This is a genomic window from Ruegeria sp. Ofav3-42 (genome assembly GCF_022347725.1).
Classification (GTDB): domain Bacteria; phylum Pseudomonadota; class Alphaproteobacteria; order Rhodobacterales; family Rhodobacteraceae; genus Ruegeria.
This window is the reverse complement of sequence record NZ_JAKRGB010000008.1, coordinates 191,853-208,442: the sequence shown is the minus strand read 5'-3', so window position 1 is coordinate 208,442 and position 16,590 is coordinate 191,853. Positions and strand designations below refer to the sequence as shown.

At 57.7% G+C, this 16,590-nt stretch carries 11 protein-coding genes; 1 reads left to right on the top strand and 10 read right to left on the bottom strand.

The annotated features are described in order from the left end of the window. From MHN28_RS13945 to rpsL, 4 genes are all read right to left on the bottom strand, one after another. A partial coding sequence (locus MHN28_RS13945) for a GTP-binding protein (protein WP_231739787.1) occupies positions 1-127 on the bottom strand: 127 nt, incomplete at its 3' end. 60 nt (positions 128-187) lie between these two features. Beyond that, positions 188-2,305: an elongation factor G gene (gene fusA, locus MHN28_RS13940; RefSeq protein ID WP_239341819.1), complete on the bottom strand. Its 2,118-nt coding sequence runs from the start codon at positions 2,303-2,305 to the stop codon at positions 188-190. 18 nt (positions 2,306-2,323) lie between these two features. Beyond that, positions 2,324-2,794: a 30S ribosomal protein S7 gene (gene rpsG / locus MHN28_RS13935; protein WP_170446863.1), complete on the bottom strand. Its 471-nt coding sequence runs from the start codon at positions 2,792-2,794 to the stop codon at positions 2,324-2,326. A gap of 15 nt (positions 2,795-2,809) precedes the next feature. Beyond that, entirely contained in the window at positions 2,810-3,181 is a 372-nt protein-coding gene (gene rpsL / locus MHN28_RS13930) for a 30S ribosomal protein S12 (protein ID WP_005621086.1), read from the bottom strand. Between the two features lie 386 nt (positions 3,182-3,567). On the opposite strand from rpsL, the gene MHN28_RS13925 reads away from it, so the two are divergent. Beyond that, complete coding sequence (locus MHN28_RS13925) at positions 3,568-4,374, top strand: putative rhamnosyl transferase (RefSeq protein ID WP_239341816.1); 807 nt, start codon at positions 3,568-3,570, stop codon at positions 4,372-4,374. Here MHN28_RS13925 and MHN28_RS13920 read toward each other — a convergent pair. From MHN28_RS13920 to rplJ, 6 genes are all read right to left on the bottom strand, one after another. Further along, positions 4,359-5,228: a DMT family transporter gene (locus MHN28_RS13920; protein WP_239341813.1), complete on the bottom strand. Its 870-nt coding sequence runs from the start codon at positions 5,226-5,228 to the stop codon at positions 4,359-4,361. The two genes, MHN28_RS13925 and MHN28_RS13920, sit on opposite strands and share 16 nt — an antisense overlap. 99 nt (positions 5,229-5,327) lie before the next feature. Beyond that, positions 5,328-5,783 carry a macro domain-containing protein gene (locus tag MHN28_RS13915; RefSeq protein ID WP_239341810.1) on the bottom strand — a complete coding sequence of 152 codons (456 nt, stop codon included), beginning with the start codon at positions 5,781-5,783 and terminating at the stop codon, positions 5,328-5,330. A 179-nt stretch (positions 5,784-5,962) separates the two neighbouring features. Next, positions 5,963-10,204 (bottom strand): DNA-directed RNA polymerase subunit beta', encoded by a 4,242-nt coding sequence (gene rpoC / locus MHN28_RS13910; protein WP_239341790.1) that lies wholly within the window; start codon positions 10,202-10,204, stop codon positions 5,963-5,965. A gap of 574 nt (positions 10,205-10,778) precedes the next feature. Continuing rightward, positions 10,779-14,915, bottom strand: a complete 4,137-nt coding sequence (gene rpoB, locus MHN28_RS13905) for a DNA-directed RNA polymerase subunit beta (protein WP_239341787.1) — start codon at positions 14,913-14,915, stop codon at positions 10,779-10,781. Between the two features lie 250 nt (positions 14,916-15,165). Beyond that, positions 15,166-15,540: a 50S ribosomal protein L7/L12 gene (rplL, locus tag MHN28_RS13900; RefSeq protein WP_039165540.1), complete on the bottom strand. Its 375-nt coding sequence runs from the start codon at positions 15,538-15,540 to the stop codon at positions 15,166-15,168. A gap of 79 nt (positions 15,541-15,619) precedes the next feature. Beyond that, a complete protein-coding gene (gene rplJ / locus MHN28_RS13895) occupies positions 15,620-16,138 on the bottom strand; it encodes a 50S ribosomal protein L10 (RefSeq protein ID WP_170417030.1) in 519 nt (172 codons plus the stop codon). Positions 16,139-16,590 lie beyond the last annotated feature (452 nt).

Here is a 16,590-nt window from a genome sequence, read left to right as displayed (position 1 = left end):
CATACGCTTTGAAGTCACCGAAATACTTGGTGATTGCTGCGGTCAGCGTGGTCTTGCCGTGGTCAACGTGGCCAATCGTGCCGATGTTGACGTGCGGTTTTGTACGCTCAAACTTTTCCTTTGCCATGATGGCCTCCTTTTTCGGTAATGAAGGGAGCCCGTTAACCGAGCTCCCTCAAATCTTCGCTTATGCGTATTTCGCCTGGATCTCGTCCGAGATGTTCTGCGGAACCGGATCGTAGTGGTCGAACTGCATGGTGAACTGGGCACGGCCCGACGACATCGAACGCAGAGTGTTGATGTAGCCGAACATGTTGGCCAGCGGAACGAACGCGTCGATCGCGATTGCGTTGCCGCGCGGCTCTTGTCCAGACACCTGGCCCCGACGCGAGGTCAGGTCGCCGATGATACCGCCGGTATATTCTTCCGGGGTGATCACTTCGACCTTCATGATCGGCTCCAGCAGTTTCGCGCCAGCTTTGCGCATGCCTTCACGCATACACATCCGCGATGCGATTTCGAACGCCAGAACGCTCGAGTCAACGTCGTGGAACTTACCGTCCAGCAGGGCAACCTTGAAGTCGATCACAGGGAAGCCAGCCAGCGGGCCGCTGTCCATGACCGAGTTGATGCCTTTTTCAACACCCGGGATGTATTCCTTCGGAACAGCACCACCAACGATGCGGCTTTCGAACGAATAGCCTTCGCCTGCTTCGGTCGGCTGGATCTCCAGCTTGACTTCCGCGAACTGACCCGAACCACCCGACTGTTTCTTGTGGGTGTAGGTGTGCTCAACCGGCATCGAGATGGTTTCACGGTAAGCCACCTGCGGCGCACCGATGTTCGCCTCGACCTTGAACTCGCGCTTCAGACGGTCCACCAGGATGTCCAGGTGAAGTTCGCCCATGCCCTTCATGATGGTCTGACCCGATTCCAGATCAGTTTCCACGCGGAAGGACGGGTCTTCGGCGGCCAGACGGGCCAGACCCTGGGACATCTTTTCCTGGTCGCCCTTGGTTTTGGGCTCAACCGCGATCTCGATCACCGGATCGGGGAAGGTCATGGTTTCCAGAACCACCGGATCCTTCGCGTCACACAGGGTGTCACCGGTGGTGGTGTCTTTCAGACCCGCCAGCGCGATGATGTCGCCTGCAAACGCTTCTTCGATCTCTTCCCGGTTGTTCGAGTGCATCATCATCATACGACCGATGCGCTCTTTCTTACCTTTGGTCGAGTTCAGGATCGAGTCACCCTTGTTCATGGTGCCCGAGTAGATCCGGGTGAAGGTCAGCGAGCCAACGAAGGGGTCGTTCATGATTTTGAACGCCAGGCCCGAGAAGGCCATGTTGTCGTCCGCACGACGTGCGATATCACGAACTTCTTCCTCGTCGCCGGGCTTGAAGCCCATGTAATCAACAACGTCCAGCGGGCTGGGCAGATAGTCGATCACAGCGTTGAGAAGCGGCTGAACGCCTTTGTTCTTGAACGCCGAACCACCCAGAACCGGAACGAACGCGATTTCCAGCGTACCTTTGCGCAGCAGGGCGCGCAGGGTCGGAACGTCGGGCTCATTGCCTTCCAGGTATTCCATCATCGCGTCGTCGTCCATTTCGACGGCCGCTTCGATCATCTTGCCGCGCCATTCGTCAGCCATGTCTTTCAGGCTGTCGCGGATCGGAGCTTTGATCCAGCTTGCGCCCAGATCTTCGCCTTGCCACAGCCACTCTTCCATGGTGACCAGGTCGATCAGGCCTTCCAGCTCGGACTCGGCGCCGATCGGAATACCAACCGGAACAGCGCGTGCGCCGGTGCGGTCTTCGATCATGTTGACACAGTTGAAGAAGTCAGCGCCGATCTTGTCCATCTTGTTGACGAAAACCATACGCGGAACCTTGTAGCGGTCAGCCTGACGCCACACGGTTTCGGTCTGGGGCTCAACACCGGCGTTTGCGTCCAGAACGCAGACTGCTCCGTCGAGAACCGCCAGCGAACGTTCAACTTCAATGGTGAAGTCAACGTGGCCGGGGGTGTCGATGATGTTCAGGCGGTGCTTGGGAGTTTCTGCGGTCTGACCGTCTTCGGTGCGTTCCCAGAAAGTGGTGGTCGCAGCCGAAGTGATGGTGATGCCGCGTTCCTGCTCCTGCTCCATCCAGTCCATGGTGGCTGCACCATCGTGCACCTCACCGATGTTGTGGGATTTACCAGTGTAATACAGGATACGCTCCGAGCAGGTGGTCTTACCTGCGTCGATGTGCGCCATGATACCGAAGTTACGGTACAGTTCGAGAGGATATTCGCGTGACATTTGTCTAAGCCTCTAGGATTACCAACGGTAATGGCTGAAGGCTTTGTTCGCCTCGGCCATCTTGTGGGTGTCTTCGCGCTTTTTCACAGCGGTGCCGCGGGACTGAACGGCGTCCAGCAGCTCGCCTGCAAGGCGCTCTTCCATGGTGTTTTCGTTGCGGCCGCGCGCAGCGGTGATCAGCCAGCGGATGGCCAGCGCTTCGCGGCGCTCGGGGCGCACTTCGACCGGAACCTGATAGGTTGCACCACCAACCCGGCGCGAGCGAACCTCGACCGAAGGTTTGATGTTGTCGAGCGCTTCGTGGAACACTTCGACAGGAGCGCGCTTGATCTTGGTCTCAACGCGGTCAAACGCGTTGTAGACGATGCGCTCTGCGACCGACTTCTTGCCGTCGATCATCAGGTTGTTCATGAATTTGGTCAGTACCTTGTCGCCAAATTTGGCGTCAGGCAGGACTTCGCGTTTTTCGGCGGCGTGACGACGTGACATATCAGCCTCTCCTTCTTACTTGGGACGCTTCGCGCCGTATTTCGAACGACGTTGCTTACGATCTTTGACGCCCTGAGTATCCAGAACACCGCGCAGGATGTGGTAACGCACACCGGGAAGGTCTTTTACACGGCCGCCACGGATCAGAACAACCGAGTGTTCCTGCAGGTTGTGGCTTTCACCGGGGATGTACGAGATCACCTCGAACCCGTTGGTCAGGCGCACCTTGGCAACCTTACGCATAGCCGAGTTCGGCTTCTTCGGCGTGGTGGTGTACACACGGGTGCAGACGCCGCGTTTCTGCGGGCACTGCTCCAGGTGCATGGACTTCGAGCGTTTTACTTTGGGCTGCCGCGGTTTGCGGATCAGCTGTTGAATAGTTGGCATTCCGGTTTCTTCCCCGTTTTGCAACACACATGACATGCACGCGCATTGCGTGCGGTTAAATTCGCTGCACTCATGCGTCCACAAGCGCAAAACCCGCGAGCGTTCCCATTCCGAGGTGAACGTCGCGGTTTGTTATCAGAGGGCGCGAACTGCAAAATTGTCCGGGCCTTGACCAGTTCATTACTGGAATCGGTTATGGGGCGGCCCCCGGCACCGAGATGTCGCGCGTAATAGGGGGAGTCGGCCCGGGTGTCAACAGTGCTTGCCCTGCCAGCCGGATGTGGCTGTTTTAACAAAGATCAGCAGCAGGTTCCACAACGTCTCTCCCGTTGCGGGTCATTGAGGACATCTGCATAGTGGCCGTGAAACTTTGCGACGGACGAAACATGCAAGTCATTGGCCTGTGCCGCTTTTCCTATCCCGCAATCGGCGGCTATCAGGTGGAACACGAAACCGTCGAGGAACGGCGGCAATATCTGTATAGCCCTGCCCGTCTGGAAGAACGGTTTCGCATTTTCGAAACGACCACCTTGCCCTGCTTTCGGGAACAGACCGACGAAGACTTTGAGCTGTTGGTCCTGATCGGAGAGTGTCTGCCCAAAGAGTCTATAGAGCGGCTGCACGATCTCACCTTGGACATCAAGCAGATCCGTATAGTCAAGCGAGAACCGGCCCGGCACCGCCCGGTTGTCAAAGAGGTTCTGCATAGCGCCCGTACCGATCCGGATCAGCCGTGCATACAGTTTCGGCATGACGACGACGATGCTGTATCGGTCGATCTGGTCGAACGTCTGCGCGTGGCAGCAAGTGATGCCAAGGGGTTGGCGCAGAACAATCGAACAGTCGGGCTTGATTTCAACAGCGGTTTCTTGGCGCGGTTCGGACCTGACGGTATACGCGCCACCCAAGTGTTCCGATCGCTTTTAGGCGTTGGTCTGGGCATGTATGTCGCCGGCGGCTGTAAACACACGATCATGAGTTTCACCCACCACAAAATCGGCCGCTTCATGCCCGTGATCAGCTATCCCGACGCGCCGATGTGGGTCAGGACCCTGAACAATTTCAACGATTCACCCCACGCCCGCGCCAGCAAAACCGAACTGTTTCCGCTCACCCCGGAACAAGAGGGAGAGTTCATAGCGCGCTTTGCTATTGAACAGGACGACGTGCGGCGGGTTCACTCTGCCGGTTGAGACTGACGTTCGCGGAACAGTGTGAACAGCCCTGCCCCGACGACCAGAACTGCACCGAACATCGTGATCGTATCCGGCCAGTCGCCGAACACGACCCAACCCAGACCCAACGCCCATATCAGGCTGGAATAGCGGAAAGGGGCGATAAAGCCGACATCCCCAACCCGCATGACCATGACGCTGCACAGATATCCGGCCAGCACGAATACTGCAGCGGATGACACCATCAAGCCCGCGCCTAAGGAAACCGGCTCCCAACCGGTTGCCGCAGTCGCGACACCGGCCGCCAATGTGATGGACAGCGATGTTGCGAGCGTGACGGCCAGCGATGGTACGTGAACGGACATGCGCCGTGTTATCAGATCCCGTGCTGTCACCGAGGCCACGGCGATCAGCGCATAAATTGCATATATGCTGAACCCGTCAGGCCCTGGCCGTACGATTAGCAGCATACCGGCGAACCCCATTCCGATTGCCAGTATTCTGCGCCAGCCGATGTGTTCACCGAAAAACAGAACCGCCCCAAGCGTCACTGTCAGTGGCAGGGCCTGCAAAACGGCGGTCACGTTCGCCAAAGGCATATGCAAAAGTGCGGTCAGAAAGAAGAAGGTGGCCGAAAGCTCGGCAAGGCAGCGCGCCGCCACCAGCCATTTGTCGTGGCGCGGAAAATTCAAATGCAGAGCGCCCAGATGACGCGCCATCAGAAACACCAGCAACGTCGCCAGGGCACCACGCAGGGCAACCATCTGAAACAGCGGCATTTCCGCCCCCGCCGCCTTGATCAGGGCATCATTGACGGTAAAGGCAGCCATACTGCCCATCATCAGCAGCGCGCCCTTCACATTCGGGTTCATGATCGCAGATTCCAATTCTCAAAAGAAACTCGGCCCATTGGCCGTAAGCCCATAGAGGATGTCAATGAACATCCATGGGCTGGCATCGGGCTAGTTTTTTTAGCCCGGTAAAACAACCAGTTTGTGATCCATGTCCTTCAAGGCTGCGTCAATGCGCGGCGCAATCTCGGCCCAATCGCCCCCGGCCAGGCCTGCCCCGATCATCGGATAGCCAATGCGCGCGGTTGGAAACCCGCGCGCAATCATATTGAAACAGGCTGAGATCGCGTCGTAATCAACTAGCCGTCCCGGCCCGCCCCAATGGAATTGAGTATAGGCGTTTACGATCACAAAGCTGGTTGTTCCCCTCGACACCGATGCCGTTGAAACAGTGCCCAGTTTTGAACGCACCCCATATTCAGTCTGCTTGTCGGCCACCAGCGCATCGGGGAACTCAGCCGCGATTACTCTGGCGATCCCGGCGCCCATTGCATGGAAGCAATTGCAACCATGGACGATGACGTCAAACTCACCGTCCAATGCAAGTTGTATCAAATCACCTTTGATCGTTGGCATCGAAAACCCCTTAGAACAGTCGATTGCCTTTGATGACTTCATTCCCGGCCATTCCGGAATTGTTTTAGCACGATTAGGAATACGCGCATACTGGCGAGCCTTTTAGAGAAATGCCACAGGCGTAAAAAAGAAAAGGCCCCGCAAAACTGCGGGGCCTGATCGATTGAATTTTGCGGTGCTTACTCGCGGCTTTCCGGTGTTTCCACCAAAACGTCCAGCTCGTCACCCACGATATCGTCATCCATGACCGGAGCGGCAAGGGCAGCGGCCGCTTCGGCCTCTTCCCGACGGGCTTCGATCACGACGTTGTCGCGGCCTTGCGCAACCTGACGCACGGCCTGAGTTGCTCCGCCGGTACCGGCGGGGATCAGACGACCGACGATGACGTTCTCTTTCAGGCCAACCAGCTTGTCTTTCTTGCCCTGAACCGAAGCCTCGGTCAGCACACGAGTGGTCTCCTGGAACGACGCCGCCGAGATGAACGAACGCGTCTGCAGCGAGGCTTTGGTGATCCCCAAGAGGATCGGTTCGCCCTGAGCCGGACGACCACCGCGGGCGATGGTCTTCTCGTTGGCTGCGTCGAACTCCTGCTTGTCGACATGCTCGCCTTTCAGCAGGGTGGTGTCACCTGAATCCAGGATCTCCCACTTCTGCAGCATCTGGCGCACGATGACCTCGATGTGCTTGTCGTTGATCTTCACGCCCTGCAGACGATAGACGTCCTGCACCTCGTCGATCATGTAATCCGCCAACGCTTCGACACCCATGATGGACAGGATGTCATGCGGAGCCGGGTTACCGTCCATAAGGTATTCACCCTTCTGGATGAAGTCCCCTTCGGCGACCGGGATGTGCTTGCCCTTGGGTACCATGTACTCGATGGTCTCCATGGACTCGTCAGCCGGTTCGATGCTGATGCGGCGCTTGTTCTTGTAGTCCCGGCCAAAGCGCACGTAACCATCGGCTTCTGCGATGATCGCGTGATCTTTCGGACGACGGGCTTCGAACAGTTCGGCCACACGCGGCAGACCACCGGTGATGTCCTTGGTCTTGGCGCCCTCACGCGGGATACGCGCGACAACGTCTCCGGCTTCGACTGTTTGGCCATCTTCGACCGACAGGATCGCATCCACCGACATCGGATAGTGAACCGGGTTGCCCGCATCGTTGCGGACCGGCTCGCCATCTTCACCGACCAGAATGATCTCGGGCTTGAGATCGCTGCCTTTGGGGGCGGCGCGCCAATCGATCACGATCTTCTGGGTCATGCCGGTCGCATCGTCGGTCTCGTCCCGGACGGCGATGCCCGAAACCAGATCAACGTATTTCGCGGTACCGGCTTTTTCGGCGATGATCGGCAGGGTGTAGGGATCCCATTCGAACAGCTTGTCGCCACGGGCCACCTTGGTGCCGTCCTTGACGAACAGCTTGGAGCCGTAACCCAGCTTGTGGCTGGCACGCTCTTCGCCGTGTTCGTCACTGATCACCAGCTTCATGTTCCTACCCATGACCAGGCTTTCACCCGCGGCATTGACCAGAATCTGCGGGTTCTCGAACGAAACGACACCGTCCTGGCTGGCTTCCTGGAACGATTGCTGACCACCTTGGGCAACACCGCCGATGTGGAAGGTCCGCATCGTCAGCTGCGTACCGGGTTCACCGATGGACTGGGCGGCGATGATGCCAACAGCCTCACCCGTGTTTACCATGGTGCCGCGTGCAAGGTCACGACCGTAACAGGTGGCGCAGACGCCTTCCTCGGACTCACAGGTCAGAGGCGAGCGAATACGCATCGAGGCAACACCAGCCTCATCGATGGTGTCTGCCATACGCTCGTCGATCAACTGACCAGCGGCCACGATCACCTCTTCCGTACCCGGACGCAGAACGTCGTCTGCAGCCACACGGCCCAGCACCCGCTCTGCCAGCGAGGCAACAACCTCACCGTCGTTAACCGCAGCTTCCGCTGTGATCGCACGCTCGGTGCCACAATCGACCTCACGAACGATGCAGTCCTGTGCGACGTCCACCAGACGACGGGTCAGGTAACCCGAGTTCGCCGTCTTCAGAGCGGTATCCGACAGACCCTTACGGGCACCGTGGGTCGAGTTGAAGTACTCGAGAACGGTCAGACCTTCTTTAAAGTTCGAGATGATCGGCGTTTCGATGATGTCACCGTTCGGCTTGGCCATCAGGCCGCGCATACCGCCCAGCTGTTTCATCTGAGTGACCGAGCCACGCGCACCAGAGTGGGCCATCATGTAGACCGAGTTCGGCTCCTGATCCGACCCGTCTTCGGCCTTGGCGACGTCCGAGATGGTGCTCATCATCGCGTCGGTGACGCGGTCGTTACACTTCGACCAGGCATCGACAACTTTGTTGTACTTTTCGCCCTGAGTGATCAGGCCGTCCATGTACTGCTGTTCAAAGTCCTTCACCTGACCGCGGGTGTCATCAACGATGCCCCACTTGTCGTCGGGAATAACCATGTCGTCCTTACCAAACGAGATGCCCGCCTTGAACGCCTCTTTGAAGCCCATCGACATGATCTGGTCACAGAAGATAACCGACTCTTTCTGACCGCAGTAACGGTAGACGGTGTCGATCACCTGCTGCACTTCTTTCTTCCGCAGCAGGCGGTTGACCAGCTCGAACGGTGCCTTGTTGTTCATCGGCAGCAACGCACCCAGGCGCAGACGGCCCGGAGTGGTTTCGTAACGCTTCTGAACTTCGTTGCCTTCGTCGTCGATCTGCGTGATCCGCGCGGTGATCTTGGTGTGCAGATGCACTTCGCCGGAATCCAGCGCGTGCTGAACTTCGTCGATAGAACCAAACACCTTGCCTTCGCCCGGCATGCCTTCGCGTTCCAGGGTCACATAGTAGAGACCCAGGATCATATCCTGCGACGGAACGATGATCGGCGCGCCGTTGGCAGGCGACAGAACGTTGTTCGTCGACATCATCAGAACGCGTGCTTCCAACTGCGCCTCAAGGCTCAGCGGGACGTGCACGGCCATCTGGTCACCGTCGAAGTCGGCGTTAAAGGCCGAACAGACCAGCGGGTGCAGCTGGATCGCTTTGCCTTCGATCAGGACCGGCTCGAACGCCTGAATGCCAAGACGGTGCAGCGTCGGCGCACGGTTCAGCATGACAGGGTGTTCGCGGATCACCTCGTCGAGGATATCCCACACTTCGGGACGCTCTTTCTCGACCAGTTTCTTCGCCTGTTTCACGGTCGAAGACAGACCCTTGGCTTCAAGGCGCGAGTAGATGAACGGCTTGAACAGCTCCAACGCCATCTTCTTGGGCAGACCACACTGGTGCAGCTTGAGTTCCGGACCGGTCACAATGACCGAACGGCCCGAGAAGTCGACGCGCTTACCCAGAAGGTTCTGACGGAAGCGGCCCTGCTTACCCTTCAGCATGTCCGACAGCGATTTCAGCGGACGCTTGTTGGCGCCGGTGATCACGCGGCCACGACGGCCGTTGTCGAACAGAGCGTCCACGGATTCCTGCAGCATCCGCTTTTCGTTGCGGACGATGATGTCAGGCGCGCGCAGCTCGATCAGACGCTTCAGACGGTTGTTCCGGTTGATGACGCGGCGATACAGATCGTTCAGATCCGAGGTCGCAAAACGGCCGCCATCCAGCGGAACCAGCGGACGCAGTTCCGGCGGAATGACCGGGATCACGGTCATAACCATCCACTCAGGCCGGTTGCCCGACTCGAGGAAGCTTTCGACAACTTTCAGACGCTTGATGATCTTCTTGGGCTTCAGCTCGCCGGTCGCTTCGGCCAGATCAGCACGCAGCTGCTCGGCTTCAGCTTCCAGATCGATCTGGGCCAGCATCTCACGGATGGCTTCGGCACCGATGTTCGCAGTGAACGCGTCCATGCCATAGGCATCCTGCGCATCCATGTACTCTTCTTCGGTCAACATCTGGCCGTAGGTCAGGTCGGTCAGACCGGGCTCGATGACGACATAGTTTTCAAAGTACAGAACGCGTTCCAGATCGCGCAGCGTCATGTCCAGCATCAGACCGATGCGGGATGGCAGCGATTTCAGGAACCAGATATGTGCGACGGGCGCGGCCAGTTCGATGTGGCCCATACGCTCACGACGGACTTTTTGCAGAGTGACTTCCACACCGCATTTCTCGCAGACAACGCCGCGATACTTCATCCGCTTATATTTGCCGCACAGACATTCGTAATCTTTGATCGGGCCAAATATACGCGCGCAGAACAGACCGTCGCGTTCAGGCTTGAACGTCCGGTAGTTGATGGTTTCGGGTTTCTTGATCTCGCCATAGGACCAAGACAGAATCCGTTCGGGCGACGCCAACGAGACCTTGATCTCGTCGAAAACCTTCGGCGGCGTCAGCGGGTTGAACGGGTTGTTGGTGATTTCCTGGTTCATAAGGTATCTCCCACATTCGAATCTGCTTGGACGGGCGCAATTACGCCTGCTGTTAGATCCGAAAGATTTTGTATCTGGCAGCCTGCTGAGCGAACTTCTTCGCTTGTTGCATGAGGCCGGTGAATGGAGCAAATCGAAAGAGTTTCCGCCGATATCGAGACGGAATGGTCGACCTCTCCGGGGCATCCCCCATGTAATTTATCGAACTTCAGGACGACATTACTATCAACAGAGACAACGGCCGAAGCGAACTCCTCACCACACCCACCTTCTCTGTTAGGCACATACTCAGTCACTGTGATCGCAACCTCACTTCCACCCACATTGCAAGTGGGAGAGGCATCCGCCAGCGCACGTAGATTAAACAACCCTCGCTCTGAGAGTTCTTTGGGCCAACTCGGATGACATGCCCCCTCGTAGGTTCCAAATGTCTGGACAGTCATTATGGAACCGTGGCTCAGGCTCGATACTTCATAACACTGCACAGCAACTAGCTGATCATAACAATCAGCTAGCGCCACAGTGCCGAACACTGAGGAAAATGCCATCGCGCCAATAGTCGCGAAATTGCGCATTACTCCTCAACCTCCGCATCCAGCAGTTCCATATTCAGGCCGAGGCCACGGACTTCTTTCACCAGAACGTTGAACGATTCCGGTACGCCCGCTTCAAAGTTATCCTCGCCCTTGACGATCGACTCATAGACCTTGGTCCGGCCGGCGACGTCATCCGATTTCACGGTGAGCATCTCCTGCAGGGTGTAGGCGGCGCCGTAAGCTTCCAGAGCCCAGACTTCCATCTCACCAAAGCGCTGACCACCGAACTGCGCCTTACCACCCAGCGGCTGCTGGGTAACCAGGCTGTACGGCCCGGTCGAACGCGCGTGGATCTTGTCGTCCACCAGGTGGTGCAGTTTCAGCAGGTACTTGATGCCCACGGTTACCGGTCGTGCAAACTGCTCACCGGTACGACCGTCGAACAGAACCGACTGACCGCTTTCCGAGAAGCCCGCACGCACCAGCGCGTCGTTGACGTCTGCTTCCTTGGCGCCGTCGAAGACCGGAGTAGCGATCGGAACACCGCGGGTCACGTTGCCCGCAGCCTCGATCAGGCCATCCTCGTCCAGACCGGTGATGCCTTCTTCGTAGACATTCTCGCCATAGGCCAGCTTCATCGCTTCGCGAACCGGGGTCAGGTCGCCAGAGCGGCGGTATTCACCCAGAGCGTCGTCGATGTTCAGACCCAGACCGCGCGCGGCCCAACCCATGTGGGTTTCAAGGATCTGACCAACGTTCATACGCGAAGGCACGCCCAGCGGGTTCAGACAGAAGTCAACCGGAGTACCATCGGCCAGGAACGGCATGTCTTCCATCGGAACAACCTTGGAGATCACACCTTTGTTCCCGTGACGACCGGCCATCTTGTCGCCCGGCTGCAGCTTACGCTTCACGGCGATGAAGACCTTGACCATCTTCATCACACCCGGCGGCAGGTCGTCGCCACGACGGACTTTCTCGACCTTGTCCTCGAAACGGGCGTCCAGAGCACGCTTTTGCACTTCGTACTGCTCGTTCAGAGCCTCGACGATCTGTGCATCCTGCTCGCCTTCCAGCGCCAGTTGCCACCACTGACCACGGGTCAGCATTTCCAGCAGGTCCTCGGTGATCACCGAACCCGGCTTGACGCCTTTCGGGCCTTTGACGGCGGTTTTACCCAGGATCAGGCCTTGCAGACGCGCATAGATGTTGCGGTCCAGGATCGCCAGCTCGTCGTCCCGGTCACGGGCCAGACGTTCGACTTCCTCACGCTCGATCTGCAGCGCACGCTCGTCTTTTTCGACACCGTGACGGTTGAAGACCCGGACCTCGACGACCGTACCGTAATCGCCCGGCTTCACGCGCAACGAGGTGTCGCGCACGTCAGATGCTTTTTCACCAAAGATGGCGCGCAGCAGCTTTTCTTCCGGGGTCATCGGGCTTTCGCCCTTCGGAGTGATTTTGCCGACCAGAATATCGCCCGGCTCAACATCCGCACCGATGTAAACGATGCCGGCCTCGTCGAGGTTGCGCAGCGCTTCTTCACCGACGTTCGGGATGTCACGGGTGATCTCTTCCGGGCCCAGCTTGGTGTCACGGGCGGCGACTTCGAATTCCTCGATATGGACCGAGGTAAAGACGTCATCACGCGCGATACGTTCCGAGATCAGGATCGAGTCTTCGTAGTTGTAACCGTTCCACGGCATGAACGCGACGACCACGTTCTTACCAAGCGCCAGTTCACCCATATCGGTCGACGGACCATCGGCAATGACCTCGCCCTTCTGGACGGTGTCACCCACCTTGATCAGCGGACGCTGGTTGATGCAGGTGTTCTGGTTCGAACGCTGGAACTTGCGCAGACGATAGATGTCAACGCCAGCGTCGCCCAGTTCCAGATCTTCGGTGGCGCGGATAACGATACGCTGGGCATCGACCTGGTCGATGATACCGGCGCGTTTCGCCTGAATCGCAGCGCCTGAGTCGATCGCAACCTTTTCCTCGATGCCGGTACCAACCAGCGGTGCCTCGGCCCGCAGCAGCGGAACCGCCTGACGTTGCATGTTCGAGCCCATCAGAGCGCGGTTGGCGTCGTCATTTTCAAGGAACGGGATCAGCGATGCGGCGACCGAAACCAGCTGTTTCGGCGACACGTCGATCAGGTCCACATTCTCGCGCGGAGCCAGAGTGTAGTCACCGGCCTGACGGGTCGAAACCAGATCGTTGATGAACTTGCCATCAGCATCCAGAGTCGCGTTCGCCTGCGCCACGGTGTGACGCATTTCCTCGGTCGCGGACATGTAGTGAACCTCATCGGTCACCTCGGCGTCTTTGACGACACGGTACGGTGTTTCGATGAAGCCATACTTGTTCACGCGGGCGAAGGTGGCCAGCGAGTTGATCAGACCGATGTTCGGACCTTCAGGCGTTTCAATCGGGCACATCCGGCCATAGTGGGTCGGGTGTACGTCGCGAACCTCAAAGCCCGCACGCTCACGCGTCAGACCACCCGGGCCAAGCGCCGAGAGACGGCGTTTGTGGGTGACTTCCGACAGCGGGTTGGTCTGGTCCATGAACTGCGACAGCTGCGACGAGCCAAAGAATTCACGAACAGCAGCAGCAGCCGGCTTCGCGTTGATCAGGTCCTGCGGCATAACGGTGTCGATCTCGACAGACGACATACGCTCTTTGATCGCGCGCTCCATGCGCAGCAGGCCAACGCGGTACTGGTTTTCCATCAGTTCGCCGACCGAACGCACACGACGGTTGCCGAGGTGGTCGATATCGTCGATGTCGCCCTTGCCGTCACGCAGTTCCACCAGCGCCTTGATGCACGCCACGATGTCTTCGCGGCGCAAGGTGCGCAAGGTGTCCGGCGCATCCAGAGCCAGTCGCATGTTCATCTTCACGCGACCAACGGCCGACAGGTCATAACGCTCGCTGTCGAAGAACAGGGTGTCGAACAGGGCCGAGGCCGCTTCGACGGTGGGCGGCTCACCCGGGCGCATGACACGGTAGATGTCCATCAGCGCACTTTCGCGGCCCATGTTCTTGTCCTGCGCCATGGTGTTGCGCATGTAGGGGCCGACGTTGACGTTGTCGATGTCCAGAACCGGGATGTCGGTGATACCCGCATCGATCAGCTCTTTGACGGTGCCGCCAATCAGGTCGCCATCCTTGTCATATTCCAGCGTCAGTTCATCGCCAGCTTCGACATAGATCGCACCGGTTTCTTCGTTGATGATATCCTTGGCGACAAACTTGCCGACGATGTGATCGAAGGGAACCAACAGGTTAGTGACGACACCTTCGTCAATCAGCTTCTTGACCGCGCGTGGAGTGACCTTTTTGCCCGCTTCGGCAATCACTTCACCGGATTTTGCGTCGATCAGATCATAGGTTGGACGGGTGCCGCGCACACGCTCGGGGAAGAAGGGCGCAATCCAGCCTTTCTTCTTGTCCAGCTTGTAGGACACGGTGTTGTAATAGGCGTCCATGATCGCTTCCTGGTCCAGACCCAGAGCATACAGCAGGGTGGTCACAGGCAGCTTACGGCGGCGGTCGATACGGGCGTAGACGATATCCTTGGCGTCGAACTCAAAATCCAGCCAGCTGCCGCGATACGGGATGATGCGGCAGGCAAACAGCAGCTTGCCCGAGGAATGGGTTTTACCCTTGTCGTGGTCAAAGAACACACCCGGCGAGCGGTGCATCTGGGACACGATCACACGCTCGGTGCCGTTCACGATGAACGTACCGTTCGGCGTCATCAGGGGCATGTCGCCCATGAACACGTCCTGCTCTTTGATGTCTTTAACCGACTTGGCGCCGGTATCCTCATCGACATCAAACACGATCAGGCGCAGAGTGACCTTCAGCGGCGCGCTGTAGGTCATGTCGCGCTGCATGCACTCTTCGACGTCGTATTTGGGTTTTTCCAGATCGTATTTCACGAACTCCAGAACGGAAGTTTCGTTGAAATCCTTGATCGGGAAAACCGACTGGAACACGCCTTTGATGCCTTCGCCGTCAGTTGGCTGCTCTGCATCGCCGGAGCGCAGGAATAAATCATAAGAAGATTTCTGGACCTCAATGAGGTTCGGCATCTCCAGCACTTCGCGGATTTTGCCGTAATATTTACGAAGACGTTTCTGGCCAAGGAACGTTTGAGCCATGTCAGATGTCACCTTTCGATGTTCTCAGCGGGCAAAGACACCGTCGGGCCCCGGCGCCTTGCACATTCGAGAGGACACGTCCGGATCAATTCATGGCCACCGTCCCGAAGGCAGCCTCCCGATCCGCGAACCGCGTCTTAGAAAACGCCCCAACCCATGAGGCCCTTTCTAAGACAGGTTCGGCTGGACCCGGATTTCTCCGGGACCAGCCAAATTCTGCGATGCATCAGCGATGCACCAGACGACAGGCTTAGGCCAGTTCGACCTCGGCGCCAGCTGCTTCCAGCTTGCCTTTGATCTCTTCGGCTTCGGCTTTGTCGATGCCTTCTTTGATCTTGCCGCCAGCTTCGACCAGCTCCTTGGCTTCTTTCAGGCCCAGACCGGTGATGCCGCGAACTTCTTTGATCACGTTGATTTTCGAAGCGCCGGCGTTCTTCAGAACGACGTCGAATTCGGTTTTCTCTTCCTCAGCTGCGCCACCGGCGTCGCCGCCAGCTGCCATGACAACTGCGCCGCCAGCTGCGGGCTCGATGCCATATTCGTCTTTGAGGATGGTTTTCAGTTCTTGTGCTTCCAGCAGGGTCAGACCCACGATGCTTTCTGCGAGTGCTTTCAGATCAGCCATTTTATCAGCTCTTTCCGTTTACAGTGTGTGTTCCAACGTCAGGGTATTCACCCTACGCAGATCATTCAGTGCCAACCGCTTACGCAGCTTCCGCCTTCTCTTCGATGGTGGAAAGGATGCTTGCGATGTTGCTTGCAGGTGCGCCAATTGCGCCAGCGATGTTCGAAGCAGGTGCGCCAAGCATGCCCGCGATAGTAGCAATAAGCTCCTCGCGCGAAGGCATTTTCGACACGGCTTCGACGCCGGCACGATCCAGAGCGTTCTCACCCATTGCACCGCCAAGAATTTCGAACTTTTGGTTCTCTTTGGCGTAGTCCTGGGCCACTTTGGCTGCTGCCACAGGGTCCTCGGAATAGGTCAGAACAGTCATCCCTGTCAGCAGGTCGGCCATGCTTTCACACGGCTTACCCTCAAGGGCGATTTTGGCGAGCCTGTTCTTGGCAACACGCACGGAGCCACCCGCGTCACGAGCACGTGCGCGAAGGTCCTGCATCTCGGCAACTGTCAGACCGGCGTAGTGAGCAACCACTACGACGCCAGAGCTTTCGAAGATTTGGCCGAGTTCCTCGACCACTTTCTCTTTCTGGGCTCTATCCACAGTTCTCTCCAAGTTTGGGGCGATATCTCACCCCGGCTCATATTTGCCGCAGCTTTCGCTCCGGCGTTCAGGTCCGTTGTTACGGGATTGGCCAAAATGCGCCCGAGGGTTGGACCCTCAGAATTCTTTGGTCTTACCCGTCTCAGGCAGGGAATTAAGGGGCCATATGGCACCACCCACCGTCTTGGACGAAACAAAATAAAGCGCACGACGAATCGCACGCTTTACTTCGTAGCTCTACTTAGGCCAGATGAGGTCGGTTTCCAAGAGGTAAATTGAGGATTCTGCGTTACCGCAACGGCATTCGAGAGCATCCAATTCCCGCCTTTTGTTGGTCATTTCACACCCATTTGCGCAGATGACCATAGCAACCGGCGCAAATCTTCTTGCGCGGTGGTTCACATGCCTACTTTCCGTTGACACTGGAAACGCACTGCTATCCTGTCCAGGGA

Bases quoted from the DNA above. Each gene is read 5' to 3' on its own strand.
- rpoC (WP_239341790.1), bottom strand. From the start codon at position 10,204: ATGAACCAGGAAATCACCAACAACCCGTTCAACCCGCTGACGCCGCCG.
- rpoB (WP_239341787.1), bottom strand. From the start codon at position 14,915: ATGGCTCAAACGTTCCTTGGCCAGAAACGTCTTCGTAAATATTACGGC.
- MHN28_RS13920 (WP_239341813.1), bottom strand. From the start codon at position 5,228: ATGAACCCGAATGTGAAGGGCGCGCTGCTGATGATGGGCAGTATGGCT.
- rpsL (WP_005621086.1), bottom strand. From the start codon at position 3,181: ATGCCAACTATTCAACAGCTGATCCGCAAACCGCGGCAGCCCAAAGTA.
- MHN28_RS13925 (WP_239341816.1), top strand. From the start codon at position 3,568: ATGCAAGTCATTGGCCTGTGCCGCTTTTCCTATCCCGCAATCGGCGGC.
- MHN28_RS13915 (WP_239341810.1), bottom strand. From the start codon at position 5,783: ATGCCAACGATCAAAGGTGATTTGATACAACTTGCATTGGACGGTGAG.
- rpsG (WP_170446863.1), bottom strand. From the start codon at position 2,794: ATGTCACGTCGTCACGCCGCCGAAAAACGCGAAGTCCTGCCTGACGCC.
- fusA (WP_239341819.1), bottom strand. From the start codon at position 2,305: ATGTCACGCGAATATCCTCTCGAACTGTACCGTAACTTCGGTATCATG.
- rplL (WP_039165540.1), bottom strand. From the start codon at position 15,540: ATGGCTGATCTGAAAGCACTCGCAGAAAGCATCGTGGGTCTGACCCTG.